The organism is Pseudomonas sp. B2M1-30 (genome assembly GCF_025447575.1).
GTDB classification, from domain to species: Bacteria; Pseudomonadota; Gammaproteobacteria; order Pseudomonadales; family Pseudomonadaceae; genus Aquipseudomonas; species Aquipseudomonas botevensis.
On record NZ_JAOEJT010000025.1, the window covers coordinates 13,016 to 34,650 of the forward strand.

Annotated in this window: 24 protein-coding genes; 18 read left to right on the forward strand and 6 right to left on the reverse strand. The window is 62.8% G+C overall.

Annotated features, from left to right (window positions below; all coding sequences use genetic code 11):
• Position 1: 1 nt before the first annotated feature.
• From N8H74_RS28570 to N8H74_RS28650, 17 genes are all read left to right on the forward strand, one after another.
• Positions 2-1,552, forward strand: a complete 1,551-nt coding sequence (locus tag N8H74_RS28570) for an ABC transporter substrate-binding protein (protein WP_262152038.1) — start codon at positions 2-4, stop codon at positions 1,550-1,552.
• A gap of 15 nt (positions 1,553-1,567) precedes the next feature.
• Positions 1,568-2,521: a peptidylprolyl isomerase gene (locus N8H74_RS28575; protein WP_262152039.1), complete on the forward strand. Its 954-nt coding sequence runs from the start codon at positions 1,568-1,570 to the stop codon at positions 2,519-2,521.
• Between the two features lie 233 nt (positions 2,522-2,754).
• Positions 2,755-3,285, forward strand: coding sequence for a response regulator (locus N8H74_RS28580; RefSeq protein ID WP_217834746.1), 531 nt, complete (start codon positions 2,755-2,757; stop codon positions 3,283-3,285).
• A gap of 84 nt (positions 3,286-3,369) precedes the next feature.
• The gene (locus N8H74_RS28585; RefSeq protein WP_262152042.1) at positions 3,370-5,076 is read left to right on the forward strand and encodes a GspE/PulE family protein; all 1,707 of its coding nucleotides are present in this window, start codon (positions 3,370-3,372) and stop codon (positions 5,074-5,076) included.
• Positions 5,057-5,860, forward strand: coding sequence for a hypothetical protein (locus N8H74_RS28590; RefSeq protein WP_217834748.1), 804 nt, complete (start codon positions 5,057-5,059; stop codon positions 5,858-5,860). The genes N8H74_RS28585 and N8H74_RS28590 overlap by 20 nt, the downstream gene beginning before the upstream one ends.
• Position 5,861: 1 nt before the next feature.
• Positions 5,862-6,407: a PilN domain-containing protein gene (locus N8H74_RS28595; RefSeq protein WP_262152044.1), complete on the forward strand. Its 546-nt coding sequence runs from the start codon at positions 5,862-5,864 to the stop codon at positions 6,405-6,407.
• Positions 6,394-6,942, forward strand: a complete 549-nt coding sequence (locus tag N8H74_RS28600; protein ID WP_262152046.1) for a type II secretion system protein M — start codon at positions 6,394-6,396, stop codon at positions 6,940-6,942. The genes N8H74_RS28595 and N8H74_RS28600 overlap by 14 nt, the downstream gene beginning before the upstream one ends.
• Positions 6,942-7,460 carry a hypothetical protein gene (locus tag N8H74_RS28605; protein ID WP_217834751.1) on the forward strand — a complete coding sequence of 173 codons (519 nt, stop codon included), beginning with the start codon at positions 6,942-6,944 and terminating at the stop codon, positions 7,458-7,460. Before N8H74_RS28600 ends, N8H74_RS28605 begins: the two co-directional genes overlap by 1 nt.
• Entirely contained in the window at positions 7,457-9,304 is a 1,848-nt protein-coding gene (locus tag N8H74_RS28610) for a secretin N-terminal domain-containing protein (RefSeq protein ID WP_262152049.1), read from the forward strand. The genes N8H74_RS28605 and N8H74_RS28610 overlap by 4 nt, the downstream gene beginning before the upstream one ends.
• A gap of 2 nt (positions 9,305-9,306) precedes the next feature.
• On the forward strand, positions 9,307-9,777 hold the full coding sequence (locus tag N8H74_RS28615) for a type II secretion system protein (RefSeq protein ID WP_217834753.1): 471 nt from the start codon (positions 9,307-9,309) through the stop codon (positions 9,775-9,777).
• A gap of 5 nt (positions 9,778-9,782) precedes the next feature.
• Positions 9,783-10,157 carry a prepilin-type N-terminal cleavage/methylation domain-containing protein gene (locus N8H74_RS28620; protein WP_217834754.1) on the forward strand — a complete coding sequence of 125 codons (375 nt, stop codon included), beginning with the start codon at positions 9,783-9,785 and terminating at the stop codon, positions 10,155-10,157.
• The gene (locus tag N8H74_RS28625; protein ID WP_217834755.1) at positions 10,132-10,671 is read left to right on the forward strand and encodes a type II secretion system protein; all 540 of its coding nucleotides are present in this window, start codon (positions 10,132-10,134) and stop codon (positions 10,669-10,671) included. Before N8H74_RS28620 ends, N8H74_RS28625 begins: the two co-directional genes overlap by 26 nt.
• Positions 10,668-11,060 carry a curli production assembly/transport protein CsgE gene (gene csgE / locus N8H74_RS28630; RefSeq protein WP_262152052.1) on the forward strand — a complete coding sequence of 131 codons (393 nt, stop codon included), beginning with the start codon at positions 10,668-10,670 and terminating at the stop codon, positions 11,058-11,060. The genes N8H74_RS28625 and csgE overlap by 4 nt, the downstream gene beginning before the upstream one ends.
• Positions 11,057-11,488, forward strand: coding sequence for a curli assembly protein CsgF (locus tag N8H74_RS28635; RefSeq protein WP_217834757.1), 432 nt, complete (start codon positions 11,057-11,059; stop codon positions 11,486-11,488). Before csgE ends, N8H74_RS28635 begins: the two co-directional genes overlap by 4 nt.
• A 29-nt stretch (positions 11,489-11,517) precedes the next feature.
• Positions 11,518-12,384 (forward strand): CsgG/HfaB family protein, encoded by an 867-nt coding sequence (locus N8H74_RS28640; RefSeq protein WP_217834758.1) that lies wholly within the window; start codon positions 11,518-11,520, stop codon positions 12,382-12,384.
• Between the two features lie 884 nt (positions 12,385-13,268).
• Positions 13,269-13,649 (forward strand): hypothetical protein, encoded by a 381-nt coding sequence (locus N8H74_RS28645; RefSeq protein ID WP_262152054.1) that lies wholly within the window; start codon positions 13,269-13,271, stop codon positions 13,647-13,649.
• A 71-nt stretch (positions 13,650-13,720) separates the two neighbouring features.
• Positions 13,721-13,948 (forward strand): antitoxin, encoded by a 228-nt coding sequence (locus N8H74_RS28650; protein WP_262152056.1) that lies wholly within the window; start codon positions 13,721-13,723, stop codon positions 13,946-13,948.
• Positions 13,949-14,158: 210 nt separating this feature from the next.
• Here the strand turns inward: N8H74_RS28650 and N8H74_RS28655 are convergent, their stop codons facing one another.
• A complete protein-coding gene (locus tag N8H74_RS28655) occupies positions 14,159-14,428 on the reverse strand; it encodes a type II toxin-antitoxin system RelE/ParE family toxin (RefSeq protein ID WP_179695643.1) in 270 nt (89 codons plus the stop codon).
• The gene (locus N8H74_RS28660) at positions 14,418-14,624 is read right to left on the reverse strand and encodes an antitoxin (RefSeq protein ID WP_119429836.1); all 207 of its coding nucleotides are present in this window, start codon (positions 14,622-14,624) and stop codon (positions 14,418-14,420) included. Before N8H74_RS28660 ends, N8H74_RS28655 begins: the two co-directional genes overlap by 11 nt.
• Positions 14,625-14,914: 290 nt before the next feature.
• On the opposite strand from N8H74_RS28660, the gene N8H74_RS28665 reads away from it, so the two are divergent.
• Positions 14,915-15,637, forward strand: coding sequence for a hypothetical protein (locus N8H74_RS28665; protein ID WP_262152061.1), 723 nt, complete (start codon positions 14,915-14,917; stop codon positions 15,635-15,637).
• A gap of 67 nt (positions 15,638-15,704) precedes the next feature.
• Here the strand turns inward: N8H74_RS28665 and N8H74_RS28670 are convergent, their stop codons facing one another.
• The 4 genes from N8H74_RS28670 to N8H74_RS28685 form a co-directional block, all read right to left on the reverse strand.
• The gene (locus N8H74_RS28670) at positions 15,705-17,156 is read right to left on the reverse strand and encodes a curlin (protein ID WP_262152063.1); all 1,452 of its coding nucleotides are present in this window, start codon (positions 17,154-17,156) and stop codon (positions 15,705-15,707) included.
• Positions 17,157-17,183: 27 nt separating this feature from the next.
• Positions 17,184-17,645, reverse strand: a complete 462-nt coding sequence (locus N8H74_RS28675; protein ID WP_262152065.1) for a curlin — start codon at positions 17,643-17,645, stop codon at positions 17,184-17,186.
• Positions 17,646-17,718: 73 nt separating this feature from the next.
• Entirely contained in the window at positions 17,719-19,944 is a 2,226-nt protein-coding gene (locus N8H74_RS28680; protein WP_262152066.1) for a cadherin-like domain-containing protein, read from the reverse strand.
• A gap of 35 nt (positions 19,945-19,979) precedes the next feature.
• Positions 19,980-21,326, reverse strand: a complete 1,347-nt coding sequence (locus N8H74_RS28685; RefSeq protein ID WP_262152068.1) for a hypothetical protein — start codon at positions 21,324-21,326, stop codon at positions 19,980-19,982.
• Positions 21,327-21,635 lie beyond the last annotated feature (309 nt).

Below are 21,635 nucleotides of genomic sequence, written 5' to 3' on the forward strand. Positions count from 1 at the left end.
CATGAAAACCTGCCGCCTTCTCGCCCTGTGCCTGCTCGCTGGCGTCAGCCTTGGCGCGGCCGCCGTGCCGCTGACCGACTCGGAAAGCGCCGGCAAGCGCCTGTACCGCGAAGGCCTGTCGGCCAGTGGCGAGGCGATCATGGCGCGGGTTGGCGCGGCGGACGTGCTGTTGCCCGCCACCAGTCTGCCGTGCGCCAACTGCCATGGCGCCGATGGCCTCGGACGGCCCGAAGGCGGGGTGCGCCCACCGGCGCTGAGCTGGACGCGGCTGACCAGCACCTACGGTCAGCAGCAGGTCAACGGCCGCAGTTATCCGGCCTACACCGACAGCACGCTGGCGCAGGTCATCCAGCACGGCCGCGACCCCGGTAACAACCGACTCGACCCGAGCATGCCGCGCTTCCTGCTGTCGATGAAGGATCAGCGCAACCTCACGGCGTACCTCAAGCGTCTGGCCGATGACCGCGATCCGGGGCTGGAGGCCGAGACCCTGCACCTGGGCACCTTGCTGCCCAGCCTGGGGCCGCTGGCCGAGGAGGGCGCGACCGTGGCGGCGGTGCTCAATGGCAGCGTGGCGCGGATCAATCAGGCCGGGGGCATTCATGGCCGGCAATTGCGCCTGACCGTGGTCGATCCCGGCCCGGATCGCGCCAGCGCCGAGCAAGCCCTGCAACGGCTGATTGAGCAGGAGCAGGTGTTCGCCCTGATCGCTCCGCTGGCCCCGGCGCTGGACAGCGAACTGGCGCCGCGCCTGGAGTCGGCCGGCGTGCCGCTCATCGGGCCGCTGTCGCTGCTCGGCCCGGTGCAGACGAGTCCGCAGATTTTCGAGCCGTTGCCGGGCCTGCGCGAACAGCTGATCGCTCTGGCCGACTACGCCAGCGCCAGCCTGCGCGTACTGCAAGGGCCGACGCTGATCGCTTATCCCAACGATCCGGGCCAGGCGCTGGCGGCACAAAACCTTGGCGAGTATTTGCAGGCCCACGGCTGGCAGAAAGTCCATCTGCAAGCCTACGACCCGGCGGCGGATGCCTTGCCGCTGGGCTCGCGCTCGGTGTTCTACCTGGGCAGTGGCGATGGCTTCAGTCGGCTGGCGGCCGGATTGCAGAGTGCCGGGCAGGTGCCGTATCTGTTCGCAGCGTCGAGCCAGGTGGCCGGGGATCTGCTGCAAGTGCCGGACGGGTTTTCCCGGCGGGTGTTCCTCGCGTATCCGTTCGTGCCCAGCGACTGGACCCAGGCCGGGCGCATGGCGCTGGGCGTGTTGCGCGAGCATCAAGGCCTCGGCGCCCAGCATGCGGTGCTGCAAGTCGGCGCCTATGCCTCGATGCTGCTGTTCAGTGAAGGCATGAAGCAGGCCGGACGCGATGCCAGCCGGGAAAAGCTGGTGGCGGCCCTCGAAGGCCTGCACGACTTCGACACCGGCCTGACCCCGCGCCTGAACTTCGGCCCCGGACGACGATTGGGCTTGAGCGGGGCGCATGTGGTCACCGTCGACTTGCCCGATCAGCGCTTCTATCTGGTCGCGCCCTACAAACCCATCATCGCCAGCCCTTGAACGGAGGTTCCGATCATGAAAATCACACTGCTGTGCTTGCTGCTTTCAGGCTGGCTGTCGGTGGCGTCGGCCAACAATGAACCGGCCGCCGCGCGGGTCAACGGCGAGGTGATTTCCGAATTTCGCCTGGAGCGCTATTTCGCCGAATACCTGGAGGATCAGGGCCGCGCCGTGGCGAGCATCCGCAATCCCAAGGCCTACAAACAGCTGCGCCAGGCAGCCCTCGATGCACTGATCGACAAGGAACTGCTGTGGCAGGAGTCGCGTAAACGCGGGATCCTGATCGATGACCAAACGGTGAACCAGCAAGTCGAGCAGACCCGCCAGGCCATCGGCGGCACGGAAAACTTTCTCCGGCGTTTGCAGGATGCGGGCTTCGACGAAGCCTCGTTCACCGAGTACACCCGCCGTGAGCTGGCGGCACAGCAGACGTTTGCCGAGTTGACCAGGACCCCGGAACCGGAGGAAAAACAGGTGCGCGAGTTTTTCCAGCAGCACCGCGCCGAGATGGGCACGCCGGAACAGGTGCAGGCCCGGCACATCCTGATCAAGGTCGCGGCGGATGCCGATCCCGCCACAGTTGAAGCGGCGCGACTACGCTTGATGCAAATGCACGTTGCTGTCAGCCAGGGTGAAAGCTTTGCCAGCGTCGCGCAAACCGGCTCTGAAGATGCCACGGCCAGTCAGGGCGGGGAATTGGGTTATTTTTCCCGTGGGCAAATGGTCCCGGCGTTCGAGGCGGCGGCGTTTGCCTTGAAACCGGGCGAGCTCAGCGGGGCGGTGCGGTCACCGTTCGGCTGGCATTTGATTATTGTCGAGAACCACTTGGAGGCAGCCGATGTCCCAGAGTTGCAGGGGCTGGAAACAGTCAGGGCTTACCTTGCCCGACAGCAACAGTCCCAGGCTCGTCGCCAGGTGCTCGCGCAATTGCGGGCGCAGAACAGGATCGAACGAATTGACGACGAATGAAGGTTCCCCCCCAATAGTGGGGAATGGCTTCGATGCCCATTCAGGTGCTGCCCCGTTTTTGGGGAACGGGGTGCCGGGACGAGCGGGCATTGTCATGAAATTCAAGGACATGAAGACTAAATTTTACCGGCACTCAGCCTGGCATGAAGTGTGCGTTACCTCTTGCGAGGCGCACTCCACCAGGCTCGGTTCTCGGTTTCAGTTGCCGGACCTGCGGTTTCAAGGAGTCCACCTTGGTTAACAAAGTACTGGTTGTCGAAGACGAACAGCTGCTTGCACAGAACCTTCAGGATTATCTGTCGGCGCAAGGGCTGGACGTCCGGATTGCCCACGACGGCGCAGACGGCATCGGCCAGGCCGAGACGTTTGCTCCCAAAGTGGTGGTGTTCGATTACCGCTTGCCCGATATGGAAGGCTTTGAGGTGCTCGACGCCGTCCGCCGGAACAGGACGTGTCATTTTGTGCTGATAACGGGTCACCCGACCGCTGAAGTCTGTGAGCGGGCGCGGCAACTGGGGGTCAGTCACATCCTGTTCAAACCGTTTCCACTGGCGGAACTGGCCCGAGCTGTCTGCGACCTTCTGGGGATTGAGCGCGAAGCGAAACCCGGGGCGAGCCCTTCCGAGGGCTTCGTCGAACGACGCCAGAGCAAGACCGAGAGCTTCCCGTTGCAGTTGTACGATGGCAGTTGGGTGCTGGCGGATCGTCGACGAAAATCGACCTCCATGGCGCCGGACGACGATCAGATGCTCACCGGGGAGTAGTGGCGCGATAGAACGTTCCGGCACTTGCCGCGATGGCCTCCCGCGCCGACAGGGCTTCAGGCCCCGGGTGCTGGAGAGCAAGCCATGGAACGTTTGTCCGTTGTCGTCGAAGCCTTGCCGCCTGCGTGTGCCCCGACACGCTTTGGCAGTGACCAACTGGCCCAGGCCCGTGCGCGGGCCACCAGCTCCGGAGAACGGGTGCTGGATGCGCTGGCCGCACTCTGCGAACTGGCGCCGATGCCGTTCATTGCCTGCCTCGGCGCCACCCTGCATTACCCGGTGCTCGACACCGACAACCTGTTCCAGGCGACACCGGTGTTCGACCGGGTCACCCTCGCGCAATGCCTCAAACGTGAATTCATCCTCCTGCGCCACCACGACGAGGTCATCGGCGTGTTCGCCGACCCCTTCGACACCGCGCGCCTGGCCTGGATCGACGAATGCCTGCACGGCGCGCCGCTGTATCTGGTACACGCCGACGACCTCAAGGCCTACCTGGCGCGTCATGAAGAAAGCTTCCACGCGGTCGAATCGCTCAACGCCCAGGCCGATGCCGGCGGCGAAACCGACACCCTGCAAAGCCTGTCGCTGACCAGCATCAGCGAAGACGCCAGCACCGTAGTGAAACTGGTCAACTCGACCCTCTACGACGCGCTGAAAATGCACGCCAGCGACATCCACCTGGGCACCACTGGCAGCGGCCTGGTGATCAAGTACCGGATCGACGGCGTGCTGAACAACATCAGCAAGATCCAGGGCAGCGAGTTTGCCGAACAGGTGATCTCGCGGGTCAAGGTCATGGCCGAACTGGACATCGGCGAAAAACGCGTGCCGCAGGACGGGCGTTTCAAGATCGGCATCAGTGGCCGCCAGATCGACTTCCGGGTGTCGATCATGCCGAGCATCTTTGGCGAAGACGCGGTGCTGCGGGTGCTGGACAAACAGGACCTGGCCGACAAGGTCTGCGGCGTGCAACTGCAAGCGCTGGGCTTTGAAGACGAAACCTTGCGCCAGCTCCGCCGCCTGGCCGCCGAACCCTACGGCATGGTGCTGGTGACCGGCCCCACCGGCAGCGGCAAGACCACCACGCTGTACGCGATGATCACCGAGATCAACCATGGCGTGGACAAGATCATCACCATCGAAGACCCGGTGGAGTATCAGTTGCCCGGCGTGCTGCAGATTCCGGTCAACGAGAAAAAAGGCCTGACCTTCGCCCGTGGCCTGCGTTCGATCCTACGCCACGACCCGGACAAGATCATGGTCGGCGAGATCCGTGACCCGGACACCGCGCAGATCGCCGTGCAATCGGCGCTCACCGGGCACCTCGTCTTCACCACCATCCACGCCAACAACGTGTTCGACGTGATCGGCCGTTTCACCCAGATGGAAATCGACCCCTACAGCCTGGTCTCTGCGCTCAACGCGATTCTCGCCCAACGCCTGATTCGTCTGGTGTGCAGCAGTTGCAGCGCGCCGATCACCCCGAGCGAAGAAGAACTGCGCGCCTCCGGCCTCGACCCGCACAAGGTAGGCTATTACCACTTCGTCCATGGCAAGGGCTGCGGCCATTGCCGGGGCAGCGGCTATCGCGGGCGCACGGCGATTGCCGAGCTGCTGCACCTGGACGACGAACTGCGGCAAATGATCGTCGAGCGCCAACCCATCACCCAGATCAAGACCCTGGCCTGTGCCCGTGGTTTGCGCCTGCTGCGCGAATCGGCGCTGGAGCTGGTGGAGCACGGTCGGACCACGCTGGAGGAGATCAATCGTGTCACTTTTATCGCGTGAGCGTTTTATCGCCGTGCTCGGCGCCAGCGGTGTCGGCCTGGGGCAGCGGCGGGGCAGCGAAACCCTGTGGCTGGGCAGCGTCGGCTACATCGACGAAGGCTTCCAGAGCTACGCGGTGGCGCTGGACACCCTCGACCGGTTGCTCGGTGAACATGCCCGCGCCGGTGCCGAGCTGAGCGTGGTGATCTCCGGCCACTTCAGCCGTTTCTGCCTGGTGCCGTGGAGCGAGCAGATCAGCAGCCCCGACGAACTGCGCGGCTTCGCCCAACTGTGCTTTGAAGACCTGTTCGGCGCGCCGACCCAGCCGTGGAGCCTGGTGCTGTCCGCCGAGCCCGCCGGCTACGACCGCGTCGCCAGTGCCTTGCCGCAAGACCTGCTGGAGCGCCTGCGCAGCCTGGTCAGCGGTCGCGGTTTGCGCCTGCGTTCGGTGCAGCCGTACCTGATGACCGCGTTCAACCGCTTCGACCACAGCCTTGAGGCCGGCGACTTTCTGTTCGTGGTCGCCGAACCGCAACGCAGCGTGTTGCTGCTGGCGCGGGAAGGGCGCTGGGCGGCGGTTCGTTCGGTGGGCGGCAACGACAGCGATGCGACGCTGAGCGCACTGATCGGGCGTGAACGGCAGTTGCAGGCGTCCGCCAGCGAACGCGCCTTCAACGTTTATCTGCATGCCCCGGCGCGGCTCGATGCGCTGCCGGAGATTGCGGGGGTGCATCTGCGCACCCTCGAAGACGACTCGATGACCGTGCGTGACGGCTTGTACGTCATGTCCCGGGCGGTGGCCTGACATGCGCGCGCTCAATCTCGACTTCCAGCCACGTCCGCGTTCCGGCCCCTTGGGCTGGAGCCTGCTGGGCGCCGGCGTGATCCTCGCGCTGGTGTGCTTCGGCGTGCAGCAACACCTCGGCGAGCAGGCCGAACAGCAGCAAGGGCACTTGCAGCACACCCAGCGCCAGCTCACCGGCGACAGCGGCGTGAAGACCAGCCTCAGTCCCGCCGAAACCCGCGAACAGGCACAGAACCTGGCCGAGATGCGCAAAGTCTCGCAGCAACTGCGCCGGCCCTGGGAACGTCTGTTCGCCATGCTCGAAGCCATGCCGCGCGATGACATCGCGCTGCTCACCCTGACCCCCGATGCACGCAAGGGCCAGGTGCGGATCAGCGCTGAAGCGCGGGATCTGCAAGCGATGCTGGATTTCCACAAGCGTCTGGAAGCCAGCGACGAGTTGTCCGACGTATCGCTGCTGAGCCACGAAATCGTCGTCAAATCGCCGGAGCAACCGGTGCAATTCAACCTGTCGGCGACTTGGGAGATTGGCGATGCGAATCCCTAGATTGATCGTCCACGAATACCTGCAAGGCCTCGGTGCTCCGGGCCTGGCCGGGCTGGCGCTGGTGATCGTTGCGTTGTTCTGGATGCTCGGCGGACTGCTGCCGGGCTGGCAGGCGCTGCAGCACTTGAATCAGCAGACCGAGGAGGCCACCGAGTACCTGGCCAAGGTCGAGGACGGCAGCATTGCGCCGCCGGTGGTGCCGCAACGTCAGCTCGACGATTTCCGCAACAAACTGCCGGCGCAGCCCCAGGCCACGGTCGCCATCGACCGCATCTACGCGCTCGCGGCCCAGGAGCACATCACCCTGGCCCGTGGCGAGTACGCACTCGGCGTCGATCCGAAAACCCACTTGGCGCGCTACCAGATCCTGCTCCCCGTGCGCGGCAGCTACCCGCAACTGCGCCGTTTCCTCCATGCCTTGCTCGGCCAGTTGCCGGCGGTGGTGGTGGAAGACCTTGAGCTGCAACGCAAGAAAATTGCCGACACCGACCTGACCGGCCGGATCCGTATGACCCTTTATCTGTCGAGGTCGTGATGGATACCAAGCGCATAACCGGTTGGGTGGCGTTCTTCGGCGTGGCGGCGGCGTTGGCCTGGTTGCCTGAGTATTTCTCGCCGAGCGACGACGCTGATTCCAGCGAAGTCGCCGTGGCGACTCCGGCCAAAACCACCGGCAAGGGTGCCCTGCCGGCCAGCACCGCCAAGACCGGCACCGCGCCGCTGAAGGACCTGAGCCCGGCCGGCGATCTGTTTGCGGCCAAATCCTGGAAGGTCGCGCCGACCCTGGCGACGGTCACCGAGCAACCCGTCAACCCGACAGCGGTGGTGCAAGCCCCGAGCCTGCCACCGGTGCCGTTTCAATTCGTCGGCCGCCTGCATGACCGCAGTGACCTGCAAGTGTTTTTGCAGGACGGCGAAAAAATCTACGTCGTGCGCAACGGCGATGTCATCGATGACACCTGGAAGATCACCGGCATCTCCGATCTGGAATTGAGCCTGGTCTATCTGCCTCTGCATTTGTCGCAGACCTTGTCTGTGGGGAGTACGCAATGAACAGATCCCGTTTGCTGATGAGCCTGGGCCTGTGTGCCGGGCTGGCCGCGTGCAGCTCCGCACAGGTCGCCAACAAGGAAGCTTCCGACTTGATCGAACAGGGTCAGTACGAGGCGGGGCTGGCGCGGATCCAGGAAGGCTTGCGGGAAAATCCCCGGGACACCGAGCTGCATCTGTTGCTCAACAGCGGTCGGGCCAAGGCGATCACCGCGCTGCTGACCTCGGGTGACACCGACCGCTCGCGGCGTGACTTCGCTTCGGCCCGCACCGCTTACAACCGGGTGCTGACGATCGAACCGAACAACCGTCGTGCCCAGGATGCCCTGCGTCAGCTCGACTACCTGCGCAGCATGGACGAGAAACTCGAACTGGCCCGTGGCGACCTGCGTCGGGGTGACATCTACGGCGCCGACCGTCAGGTGAAACAGATCCTCGAACTCGACCCGACCAACGAAGGCGCGCTGGAGCTGCAAGGCAATATTCGTCTGGTGCAGAGCCGCAACGTGGTCCAGTACCCGCAGTTGCGCACCAAGCTCGACCGGCCGGTGACCCTGGAGTTTCGCGACGCCAACCTCAAGACCATTTTCGAGGTGCTGTCCCAGGTCGCCGGTCTGAATTTCATCTTCGACAAGGACCTGCGTCCGGACATGAAAGCCACGATCTTCGTGCGTGACGTGCGCATCGAAGACGCTGTGCAACTGCTGCTGCAACAGAACCAGTTGCACCAGAAAGTGGTGAACGAAAACACCTTGCTGATCTTCCCGGACTCGCCGCAGAAGCTGAAGGACTATCAGGAACTGGTGATGCGCACCTTCTACCTGACCAGCATCGACGCCAACACCGCGCTGAACATGGTCAAGACCATGCTCAAGACCCGCGATGTGTTCGTCGATGAACGCCTCAACACCCTGACCATGCGCGACACCGAAGACGCGGTGCGCATGGCCGAGAAGCTTCTGCAATCCCAGGATCAGTCCAACCCGGAAGTGGTGCTGGAAGTGGAGGTGATGGAAGTCGCCACCCAACGGATTCTCGACCTCGGTCTGCAATGGCCGAACACCTTCGGCGTGGTCAACAACGACGGTTCGGCGGTGACCATCCTCGATCAGCTCAAGGGCATCAACTCCAGCCGGATCTCCATCTCGCCGTCGCCGCAAGCCAAGATCAATGCTCAGGACAATGACATCAACACCTTGGCCAGCCCGGTGATCCGCGTGAGCAACCGCGAGCAGGCGCGCATCCACATCGGTCAGCGCGTGCCGATCATCAGCGCCACCTCGGTGCCGTCGACTCAAGGCCCGGTGATCACCGAAAGCGTGACGTACCTGGACGTCGGTCTGAAGCTCGAAGTGCAACCGACCGTCCACCTGAACAACGAAGTGGCGATCAAGATTGCCCTCGAAGTGAGTAACGCCACGCCGCTGGAACCGACCCGCCAGGGCACGATCCCGGTGCAGGTCGACACCCGTAACGCCCAGACTTCGCTGCGCCTGCATGACGGTGAAACCCAGATCCTTGCCGGTCTGGTGCGTAACGACCACGGCGCCACCGGCAACAAGATTCCGGGCCTGGGTGACATTCCTGGTCTGGGCCGGTTGTTCGGTAGCAACAAGGACACCGTCGGCAAGTCGGAACTGGTGCTGTCGATCACCCCCCGGATCGTGCGCAACCTGCCGTATCAGAGCCCGTCGGACATGGAATTCCCCACCGGCACCGAAACCAGCATGCACATCCAGGCACCGGATCGCTCGCAGACTTACTCGATGCCGGCACCATCGGCGCAGCCAAAAGCCATCGGCGAGGCTGCCGTGGCAACCACCCGCGTCACTGTCGAGAAGCCTTGATCATGAACGCCCAACGCGGTTTTACCCTGATCGAAGTCGTGGTGACGCTGGCCCTGATCGGCCTGTTGGCGAGCATGGCCGCGCCCCTGACCGAGACTCTGGTACGGCGTGGCAAGGAGCAGGAGCTGCGCACCGCGCTGTATCAGATCCGCGATGGCATTGATGCCTACAAACGGGCCTTTGACGCCGGTTACATCGAGAAGTCGCTGAACAGCAGCGGCTACCCGCCGAACCTCAAAGTGCTGGTCGAAGGCGTGCGCGACGTGCGTAGCGCCAAGGGTGCCAAGTTCTACTTCCTGCGCCGCATCCCCCGGGACCCGCTGGTGCCGGCCAAACGTGACGACAACGGCGGTTGGGGCCTGCGGGCCTACAACAGTTCCGCTCAGAACCCGCGCGATGGCGAGGACGTGTTCGACGTCTACTCCCATGCCCGGGGCAAGGGCCTCAACGGCATCGCTTACCGCGAGTGGTGAATCTCATGCGCCGGGAAAAGGGTTTTACCTTGCTGGAACTGATGGTGGTGATGGCGATCATCGCGACCCTGATGACCATCGCACTGCCGCGCTACTTCAACAGCCTGGAAACCTCGAAAGAGACCACGCTGCACCAGAGCCTGTCGGCGATGCGCGAGGCGCTGGATCACTTCTACGGCGACACCGGGCGCTATCCGGATTCCATCGAGCAACTGGTCGAACAGCGTTACCTGCGCAACGCGCCCCTGGACCCGATCACCGAGCGCAACGACCAATGGGTGCTGATCGCGCCGCCGGACGGCGTGGCGGGCGGCGTGGCCGATATCAAGAGCGGAGCTACCGGGAGGGCGCGTGATGGCAGCCAGTATTCCGAGTGGTAAGCCCGCACAGCAGGGCGGCTTCACCTACCTGGGCGTGCTGTTCCTGATCGTGATCATGGGCATGGGCCTGGCCAGTGCCGGCGAGTTGTGGTCGACCGTGTCGCGCCGTGATCGGGAAAAGCAATTGCTCTGGGTCGGCAGCCAGTATGCCCAGGCCTTGCGCAGCTACTACCGCAGTTCGCCGGGGCTGGCGCAGTACCCGAAAGAGCTTGCCGACCTGCTCGAAGACCAGCGTTTCCCGGAGCCTCGGCACCACTTGCGCCAGCTCTACCCGGACCCCATCGGTGGCGGTGAGTGGTCGCTGCAACGGGGCTTCGACGGACGCATCACCGGGCTCAACAGTGCCTCGACCGAGCTGCCGTTGAAGCAGGCGGACTTCCCGGCGCAGTGGTCGGATTTCGAAGGCATGCAGCGTTATTCGGACTGGCAGTTCGTCGCCGAAAAGGCCTTCCTCGACGGCACCAACGGCCCGGCCAAAGGCCAGTCGGCCCTGCCACAGGCGTTGCAGCCATGAGCCGCCAAGGTTGGTGGGCGTTGATCCTCACGGCGGCGGCGTGCTGCGCCCAGGCCGGTGAGGAAGACGAAATGATGGGCTTCATCGTCGACGACACGATCTCGCACATCGGCCACGACTTTTACTACTCGTTCAGCGAACGCCTGCGCGACACCAGCCCGATGGACTTCAACCTGGTGGTGCGCGAGCGCCCCGACGCGCGCTGGGGCAGCCTGGTGACCGTGGAATATCAGCAACGCCTGGTGTATCGGCGCTTCCTGCCGCCGAACACCGTAGAACTGAAGGACGAGGCCTACGAGGCCGCCGATTCGGTTCGACTGGAGGTCGTCCGGCGCAAGCTGGAAGCCCTGTTGCAGGACACCACCGACCTTGAGAAGGACGAACTATGAACACAATAACGTTCTCACGGCGCAGCGGATTCTGGATCTCGGGATTGTTGCTCGGCCTTGCCGGTTCTGCCGCCGTCCAGGCCACCGAACTGGTCTACACGCCGGTCAACCCGTCGTTCGGCGGCAACCCGCTCAACGGCACCTGGCTGCTCAACAACGCCCAGGCGCAAAACGACTACGACGACCCGGATCTGAAGAAGCGCACCACGGTGGCCGGCACCTCGGCGCTGGAGCGCTTCACCAGCCAATTGCAATCGCGACTGCTGGGGCAGTTGCTGGACAACATCTCCACCGGCAACACGGGGAGCCTGTCCACCGATTCATTCATCGTCAACGTCATCGACGACTCCGGGGCACTGAGCATTCAAGTGACCGACCGAGCGAGCGGTGAAGTTTCGGAAATTCAGGTGAACGGCCTCAACCCATGACGGGATGACGGTTCCGGGGAGTGACGGACATGAAAAAAATAATAGTGCTAGGGCTGCTGTTGGCGACATTACAAGGGTGCGGTCTGCGCGAGCCGATGCCGGCCGAGCAGGACATCGCGACCCCGACCCTGACCCCCAGGGCTTCGACCTACTACGACTTGCTCAACATGCCTCGGCCCAAGGGTCGTTTGATGGCGGTGGTGTACGGCTTCCGTGACCAGACCGGGCAGTACAAGCCGACTCCGGCGAGTTCGTTTTCCACCAGCGTCACCCAGGGCGCGGCGTCGATGTTGATGGACGCGATGCAGGCCAGCGGCTGGTTCGTGGTGCTCGAACGGGAAGGGCTGCAGAACCTGTTGACCGAGCGCAAGATCATTCGGGCGTCGCAGAAAAAACCCAATACCCCGGTGAATATCCAGGGCGAGCTGCCGCCGTTGCAGGCGGCGAACATGATGCTCGAGGGCGGGATCATCGCCTACGACACCAACGTGCGCAGTGGTGGGGAAGGGGCGCGGTATCTGGGGATCGATTTGCAGCGCGAATATCGGGTCGATCAGGTGACTGTCAACCTGCGCGCGGTGGATGTGCGCAGCGGGCAGGTGCTGGCGAATGTGATGACCAGCAAGACGATTTACTCGGTGGCGCGCAGTGCCGGGATTTTCAAGTTCATCGAGTTCAAGAAGTTGCTGGAGGCTGAGGTCGGGTATACGACCAACGAGCCGGCGCAGTTGTGTGTGTTGTCGGCGATCGAGGCGGCGGTGGGACACATGGTGGCGCAGGGGATCGAGCGGCATTTGTGGCAGGTGGCGGGGGATACTTCGACGCCTGGGCAGGATGATGTGTTGAATCGGTATTTGACTCAGAACAAGGTGGATCCGGGGGCTGAGGCTGAGTGAACCTGGCGGCCTCTGGGCCGACCAGGTTCTTGTCTGGTTTGGGTGAATATCCGTTTTTTGGGGTGTTGCGGGTGGCGGTTTCGCCCTTACGGCGAGTCACCTTTTTCAGACGCCAAAAAGGTAACCCAAAAGGCTTTGCCCCGGCGTACGGCCCCTCGCTGGGGCTCGGGGTTCCTTCGTTGCGGGATTCATCCGGGGGCATCGCCTACGGTTTGCTTCGCTGCACCTCCTCTCGATGTGTTTGGCTGCGCCAAACGGTCGCTGCGCTCCCACCCCCGGATAAATCCCTCCACTCAGCCTGCCGAAGGGGCCGGCACGGCAAGATCAAAAGCGGTACTCGAGCTAACGCTCATTGTGTTGAGTGGTGAAGGGCGGAGGTGGACGGCTTTTGCTTTTGCTTTTGCTTTTGTGGGAGTGGGCTTGCCCGCGAAGGCGGCCTTCGGGCCGACCTGGTTATGGTGGGTGTACGCCTTCTTCGCTGCCACCTCGGTCAGTTCCCTCTCTCTCCGGGCGGTCCGACGTTTCGGGAGGGTTAGGGTGAGGGCAGCGCTCTAAAGTCTGTTTAAAAAAATGTCTGAATCCACGGATCCTTCCCACAAGGTTTTCAGGTTGTCCGTCGGAAGCGCGGTCTCTAGCCTTTACCCGTCGCTGCCAATTCAGTGACCGGGCCTGGAAGCCTTGGGAAAGTGGAACGCAAAAAGCGCCATGCATGACGTATGCTTGCGCACCTTCACGGTGTGCTCTCTGTTATGGCGGCTGTGCGTAGGAGACCTTCGGGTCTGCCGGGTTCTCTGCTGCCCGGGTTTCCAGCCTGCGTACAGCTGCCACCCCTTCGCCTGGAAATCGAAAGGGCCAGCTTCAATCCTTCAGTAGAGGTTTTCACCATGTTCAAGCCAACGCCAAACCCACCCGAAAACGAAGCCAATCTCGAAACCGATCCAACCTCCCCATACACCACCATCAACTCCAAAAAACTCCACGAAGCCGCCGAACGCGCGCTCGATCATTACCTCTGCCCCGGCGCCCACGTCATGGGCAGCGTCAACGAACCCGCCCCGATGTACCTCGCCAACCCGGCCTACAACACCGAATCCCTGCTCGCCAATGCCAGCGAATCCCTGGGCTCAGCCAGCGAAATGCTGAACAACTTCGCTGCCATCCTCGACCCCGCCCACCGCAAAACCGCCCTGGGCATAGCGCAGATCCTCATGCTGGGTGAACTGGCCGTAAATCAGGCCTTGGATCACGTCGAGCTGAAGGACTGATCCAGCACATGCCCAATAAAAAACGCGGCCCAGCAATGGGGCGCGTTTTTCACATTCAAACTGGAGTCACCATGGATCCCCTGATCTCGACAATCGTTTCAGACTTCGAAAGCGAAGAGCAGGCCGCCAGCTACGACCGCTGGTTCCGTGCCGAAGTCCAAGCGTCAATCGATGACCCGCGTCCAAATATCCCGCATGAGCAAGTGATGGCTGAAATACAGGCATTGATGGAAGAGGCGCAACGCAAGTACGAGGCACTTGAGGCGTCGAACAAGGGCTGCACTGCAGCACCAGATTGATCGTTCCCACGCTCTGCGTGGGGATGAAGCACCTGACGCTCCGCGTCAAATTCGCAGCTGGAACGCGGTGCGTCCCTTGAGGCATTTCCCACTGAGTCGGTTTGACGTGGAAACGATCAACGACTCAAGTCTCAGCGCAAAAAAGGCGCCCCCAAAAGGGAGCGCATTTTTGCTTCAGTGGGGTCATTCATTCTGTGACCGAGCGCCACATCACGGATATTCCTGACGTGCGTGCACAACGCCCAGAATATTTATCCGGCCCACCGCTTGGTAAATGAGCAGGTAGTTGGGATGTACGACCATCTCACGAGTGCCGGGAGTTCGCCCCACTCGATAGAGGTGTGGATGTTTGGTAAGGGTAACCGTGGCGGCTTCGATAGCGTTTGAAAGCTTGTTAGCCGCTTTGAAATTACGGTCACTGATGTAGTCAAGAATGTGCAGGAGTTCAGCCCGAGCTTCGGGCTGCCACTCAACCTGCATCGTATTTTTTACGCTTTGCTTCCATCAGGGCATGCATTTCGGCCATCACCTGATCATTAGGAATGCTCGGACGTGGGTCATTCATGGAAGCTTGTATTTTGGCGATCAACCAACGGTCATAACTCGCAGCCTGCTCCTCGGGATCAAGATCCGAAACAACCGGGCAAAGTGGGTCGATCAAAGACGGGTCGATCATGGAACCTCCGGATTCAGTACCCGGAAGTCTATTCGGTAACGGTATCGCTGTCGTCGCTGTCTGGATGAATTGCATGTGGGCCAAGCTCCATGAGCATGAGGATCAAGTTGTCCCGGCAAATCCTAGAGCCTGCACTTCCGACGGCCAACCGCCAGAACTCGTCAGAAAATTCCCGAAGCTTCTGAAAACGTTCCGTTTTTCCGTAGGACTCAACCATGGGCTTTTAGCCATGGGCGACGTTAGAATGCCATCATTTTCAGTGTGCAAATCAAATCAAAAGGAATGAATAAGTGCTCATACTGTCCGTGCTGGCCCTGTTGTTTACCGTGACGTCCGCCTTGATCGGGGTGGTTGGTGTGATAGCGCCGAAGCTTTTCAGGGACAGAAAAACCGGTCGGATCCCCAGCCGGTTTAGCCTGTTCCTGGCAGGGTTGGTCATGAGCGGAGTTTCTTTCGCTCTTCTCACCTATTCCTCCACCAAGGCTCACCAGGCCGGAAGCTTTGGCGGGTCGGGGGGCGTCTCCGCCAGCGCCAAGCGCGACGCTTCACCTTCTGCGACTTCCATGGGATTGAGCGTCGACGAGTTCCATGACGCGTTCAACGCCGCTATTGGTCGATACAAAAAAGAATACAAAGCCGCCGATTTTGAAGTCGACACAACCGGTGTCACGGGGGTGTTCAAGTACATCTTCAGCCAGGATCTGGCGATGATGGGAACCCTTGACAAGAATGACGGCAACGTCGACTTGATCATCATCAACATCTCTCCAAACGAGGAGGAGGCGGAACAGCTTCGTATGTTGACGGTTCTGTTGGCGACCACAGAGGCACTCAATCCTGACATTCCAGTGGAGGAGAACAAAAAGATGGTGATGGACGTGTTCCATGAATCCATTGTGAAGTTCAATTCTGAAGAGTCGGTCGAGCGTCGGGTAGGCGACCTCAAGTACTCGGCGAGGACGGGTGACCACACAGGCATGATGTTTTCTGTCGTGAAGAGCAGCGAAGGCTGAATCGTCCTGCAGGCAAAAAAAACCGCGATCCCCTCACCCGAGGATCGCGGTTTTTTTTACCCAACACTTACTGCTGCAAAACCGTCGCCTGGTTGGCCGACCCGAACTGTTGGATGGTCGCCGTCTGCGTCATCCCGCTTTGATCCACATTGGCGATGTTCCCCGTCCCGCCCTGGGTCACGTACGCGACGTTCATGGTGTCAGCCTGTTTCACGCTGATCTGGTTGTCGCTGCCATACAACTGCGCGGTGTACGCCTGGTTGCCGGTGCCGGACTGGTCGAATTCGGCGCTGTTGCCCGAGCCGTTGGATGAACCCTGGATCAGGTTGGTGGTGCCGCGCTGGTCGGCGATGAGGATGTTGTCGCTGCCGTTCTGATCGAAGTACAGCTCGTTGTAGGAATCGGCCTGGCTGATGGTGGTCTTGTTCCCGGTGCCGGTCTGGTTGGTGGTCATGATGTGGCCGACGCCGTCCTGGGTGAAGCTGGCGATGTTGCCGTTGCCGGCCTGGTTGACGGTGGCGCGCTGGTTGCTGCCGAACTGGCCGCCGGATTGCGGGCCTTTCCAGTTGCTGGCGTAGACTTTGTTGTCGTTGCCCACCGAGGTAGCGTTGAGCACATGGCCATCGCCGTTCTGGTAGGTGAAATGCACGTTGCCGTTGCCCACTTGGTAGAGCGCCAGGGTCGAGTTGATCGATTCGAACTGGTCGGCGTAGATCGCGTTGAGGTTGCCGACCTGGGTGACGGCGGCGGTGTTGTTTTCGCCGAAGCTCTGGTCGACCACGGTTTCGTTGCTGTCGCCGTACTGGTTGATCGTCGCCTGGCTCGCCAGTTGGGTGTCCTGCCAGATTTCGGTGCCGTTGAGGTTGCCGAACTGGTTGATGGTGATGTTGCCGCCGGTGCCGTTGCGCTGGTCACCGTAGGCGTAGTTGCTTTCGCCGGCCTGGTTGATGCCGATCTGGCCGCCGTTGTGCAGCACTTGTTCGGCGGTGCCGTAGTTGGTGGTGCCGTACTGGGTGATCACCGAGCTGTTGCCGGTGCCTTCGTACAGTTGCTCGATGTTGGCTTCGTTGCTGTCGCCGAACTGGAAGGTCTTGCCTTCGCTGCCGTTCTGCGAGTCCTGGTAGACGAACGAGAAGTTGCCGGTGCCTTGCTGCTGTTGCAGCGCCTGGTTGGGGGTGCCGAAACCCAGGGACTGGCTGGCGTGGGCGGTGTTGAAGGCGCCGACCTGTTGCTGGGTGATGGTGCCGTTGTCTTCGAACAGTTGCTCGGCGTAACCGGCGTTGTAGTCACCGACCGCCGTCTGGCTGATGGTGCTGCTGGCATGATCCTGCACGGCCGCCGCGTCGTTGCCCTGGCCCAGTTGCTGCTGGGTGACCGTGCCGAATGAGGACTGGGTCTGCTTCACATCGGCGATGTTGGCGGTGCCGTTCTGGTTTTGCGTGGAAAAGCTGTCGTCGGCCATCGCCTGGGCACTGATCATGACCAGGATGGCGGCGGTGAGGGGCGTCAATTTGAACATGATGATCTCTCCAAGGGTTGCAGTGCTTTAGCGGTATTGCTTGACCGAGACGCTCATTCCGTTGCCCGACTGGGTCACGGCGCTCTGCAGCCCCGTGCCGGCCTGCTCGATGCTGGCGTCGTTGTTGTTGCCGTTTTGCGAAATCTGCGCGCGGTTGTGGCTGCCGTTCTGGGTAATGGAAGCGGCGTTGCCGGAACCGTTCTGGGTAATCAGCGCCATCAGGTCGCTGCCCTGTTGCAGGATGTACGCCTCCTGATTGCTGCCCGACTGCACGATCCGCCCGAGCAGCGACTGACCGTTCTGTGAAAGCAGCGCGAGGTTGGCCTGGCCGTTCTGGTCGATCAGCGCTTGCTGGCCCACCGGCGGTGGCAGCTCGCCGAGATCGGCCGAAGGTGCCAGGTCATCGTTTTCCATCAGGTCGTCGGCGCGCACGCCTGCGCTGCTGCACAGCAGGAGCAGGCAAAGCAGGGCGGCGGTCGACTTGTTCATGGCAAAGGTCCTGTCGGGCTTCAACCGGTTCTACGTCAGGCCTCACCCACCCGAAGGTGGGTGAGGTACGCGTTTACAGCGTGGTCACCGACACCGTGCGCACGGTGCCCTGGGACGAACGGATGGTGGCGGTCGGGTTGGCCGAAGGCACCACGTTCGTGTTGTTCAGCGTCAGCCGCCAGCGACCGGTGACCGGCACCGTCGTCGTGCCGAGGGTGACCAGCCCGGTCGGGGTGGTGACCTGCACGGTGATGGTGTTGCCGGTGGTCACCGACGAGGTGCCGGCGAAGTCCCAGTTGAAGCGGTTGCCGGAGCGCGCCTGCACCGTCGAGGTGGTGATGGTGAACGTCTCCGCCGCTGGCCGTGGCGACACTTGCACGGTGACCGTCGCCGGCGTCGACTGGGCGCCGAAGCTGTCCCGGGCGATGTAGGTGAAGGTCGTGGTGAAGGCCGTGGTCACGGTGGCCGGTGGGGTGTAGGTGATCACCGTGCCGTCAGTGCTGACCGTGCCGCGTCCTGCCGGCGGTTGGGTCAGGCTGGCGACGCCCAGCGGTGTGTTGCCTTCCGGATCGCTGTCGTTGGCCAACACGTTGATCGGGATGGCGACACCCAGGGTGGCGACGCTGTCGGCGACGGCGGTCGGTGGCCGGTTCGGTGCGACGGTGATGGTCACGGTGGCCGGGTTCACCGAGGCCAGGCCTTTGGCGTCCTGGGCCTTGTAGGTGAAGCTGGTGGTCAACGTGGTGTTCACCACCGCTGGCGGGGTGTAGACCACCGAGGTGGTGCCGTTCAGGGCAACGGTGCCCTGGCCGGCGGCCGGTTGGGTCAACGCGGTGATGGTCAGCGGTACGTTGTTGTCAGGGTCACTGTCGTTGGCCACCAGGTTGAGCGTGATCGGCACGCCGAAGCTGGTGTTGCCGGTGTCGGCGACGGAGAGCGGCGCCTGGTTCTCACCGGTGTCCGGCGCGGTGCCGACCACGACCACAGGCTCGGTGTCGCTGCCGCCAGCGGCGGATTTGACGGTGATGGTGGCCGGTGGCTGCGTCAGGTCGGCCACGGTGATCCGTTGCAGGGTGCCGGTCTTCGACAGTCGTCCGTAGCCTTGGGCGACCATGTCCGGCACCGCGACTTCATCGGTCGAGGTGGCCTCGATCAGCAGGCTGTGGTTGGACCAGTTGTAGCGCGCGGTCTGCACTTTCACGACGTCGGTGAGTTTGCTCGACACGGAGGTCGGCCGGGTGGTGCCCGCCGGGTTGGTCGCGGTCACGACCACCACCGAAGGCAGGGTGCCGGTGCCCAGGCGCTGGCCGAAGAACAGGCCGTTGTCACCCAGCAGGCTGGTCTGGCATGGCGTCGGTGGTGGGCCGGGGAGCAGCGCGACGCTTTCGCGGAAGCACAGGGTCGAACTGTTGTCAGCCTTGGCGAACACCTCGGCACGTACCCCGGCCGATGTCCGGCGATAGGTCGCGCGTTCGATGGCGACCTGGGTCTGTTGCCGGTTGTCGAGCACCTTGCCGGCGACGGTGAACAGGCTGGTTTCGATGGTGCCGGCGGGGCCGCTGATGCGCACGAAGTTGGTGTTGAACGGGCTGCCGGTCACCGCTTCGGTGAGGTTCGGGTCACCGACGAAGGTTTCGATGCCGCCGGTGTCCGGGTTCACTTCGGTGTACGGCCCGTTGACGCTGCGCAGGAACGGCCCGATGGCGCCGTTGAGCGCACCGCTGAAGTTGCCCGGCGCGCCGATGCCGATGTCTTTGGTGATGTTGATCGCCCGCCGGCCAGGGGTGGTGACGTTGACCGTTTCCACGCCGTAGGGGTGGGTGATGGTGTAGGTGCCAGCGGTTGGTACGTTCACCCGGATGCGGATCCGCGCGAAGCTTTGCTGATCGCCATCCACCGGATTTTCCGAGGCGAACGCCGCTTCGATCCCGGCGACATACGCGTCCATGCCATAGCCGGCGGTGTTGTTGGCAATGTTGGTTTCAGCGAGAAACCAGAAGGCTTCCGGCGGCCAGTTGTCGGGGAACACCATCGGTTGGGTGTCGTCGAAGATGCCCGGTTCCGGCAGCAGCGTACACATGTAGGCCGGTGGGGTGCTGACCGGCACCCGCGAACTGGCGGCGCGCGACTGGCAGAGCTCCATCGACAGCAGGTTGTTGTCCTGATACCACATCGGGAATTTCCCGGTGGCGAAAGTGTAGGGGCCGGGATCGACGGCGGCCAGTTGCGCGAACGCACTGCCGGTCAGCGAGAGAGTCAGCCCGAGCGCGTTGAGCGCAAAGCGTGGCCACTTGTTCATGATGCCTCCTGATGCGGATCTGGGCATGTGAGCGTTCATTGCACGATGACCACTTCTTCGGTATCGGTGCCGCCGTTGGACGACGTCACCCGAACCTTGGCCGGTGGAATCGGCGAGATGCCGGTCGCCAGGGTTTTCACCGCGCCGTCGCCGCCCAGGGCGCCGATGGCGGCGCCGCTGCCGGAGGTGACGGTGAGAACCGGCGGCGAGGTTTCGTCACTGGTCGAGGCCACCACGGTCAGTTGCCCGGAACTGAGGCTGTACTCGGCACGCTGGATCACCACCAGGTCGGTCAGGGTCATGGGCAGGGTGGTCGGCGTGCTGCTGGCGATGGCGAGGTGGTTGTCGGCGGTCACTTGCAGGGTGGTCGGCAGGGTCGGATTGGCCGACGACTGTGCGTACCAGGCGCCGGTGCTGTCGGCTTCCTTGAGATTGAGTACCGGGGTGCTGCTGGTGACCGCGACCGTAGCCGGTGCAGGCGGGGCCTGGACGAACACGTCCTGCTGGGCGATCGGAGCGCTGACCCCGGGCGTGCGCGAATAGGTGCTGCGCTGGGTGATCAGCGGGGTAGGCCGGACCACCGTGGACAACTTGCCGGAGATCGCGAACACCGTGGTCCGCAGGTCGATGCCGCCGGGGCCTTCGATGCGGATGAAGTTGGTGTTGAACGGGCTGCCGGTCACCGCCTCTTCGAGGTTCGGATCGCCGACGAATTGTTCGGCGGCGCCGCTGACCGGGTTGGTCTCGGTGTAAGGCCCGTTGACGCTGCGCAGGAACGGGCCGATGTCACCCTTGAGCGCGCCGTCGTAGGTTTTCGGGGTGCCGATGCCAATGTCACGGGTCATGTTGATCGCGCGGCGACCGGGGGTGTCGACGGTGAACACTTCGACGCCGTAAGGGTGAGTGATCACGTAGGTGCCGGCGGTGGGAACGTCGACCCGAATGCGGATCCGGGCGAAGCTGACCTGATCGCCTTCGACCGGTTCTTCGGCGGCGAACGCCGCTTCGACCGCCGCGACGTAACCGAGGTCGATGCCTCGGGCGGCGTCGACGACCGAGGCGTCGGCGGTGAACCAGAAGGCTTCGTCGGGGAAGTTGGTGGGGAACACCACCGGTTGGGTGTCATCGAACACGCCAGGGGTCGGCAGCAGCGAGCACATGTACGACGGCGTGCCGGGTGTGCTGGGGACGCGCGAGCTGAGTGCTTTGGACAGGCACAGGTCCAGGGTGCGGCCGTGGGTGTCCTGATACCAGCCGGCGAAACCGCCGTTGGCCGGTGCGTAGGGGCCGGGGTCGACGGCGAACAAAGCGGCCTGGGCGATGCCCTGGGCCAAGGCGCTCACGACCAGGACGGTCGCGGTTTTGGACAGTAAAGGGTGCATGAGTTAATCCCTCTATCAAAGTACCTGTCCCACGGGGATGGGTCAGTTGCAGGGGGGCTGTACAACTTCCATACCAATGTGATGATTTTTGCGGCGCGGGCTTGTGGGGCGGGGGTTGTGTCGGGGATGGGAGTTTCTGTTTTACGGGGGGATAGGGCGAGAGTCCCCAGAATTGGGGGGTGTGGGTTCTCTGGGTTTTTGCTGTTTTTTGGGGGGAGGGCTTGGCGGCTTTTGGGCCGACCAGGTTTTGGGGTGTTTTGGGTGAATATCCGTTGCTTCGGGGGTTGCTGCTGGCGGTTTCGCCCTTAC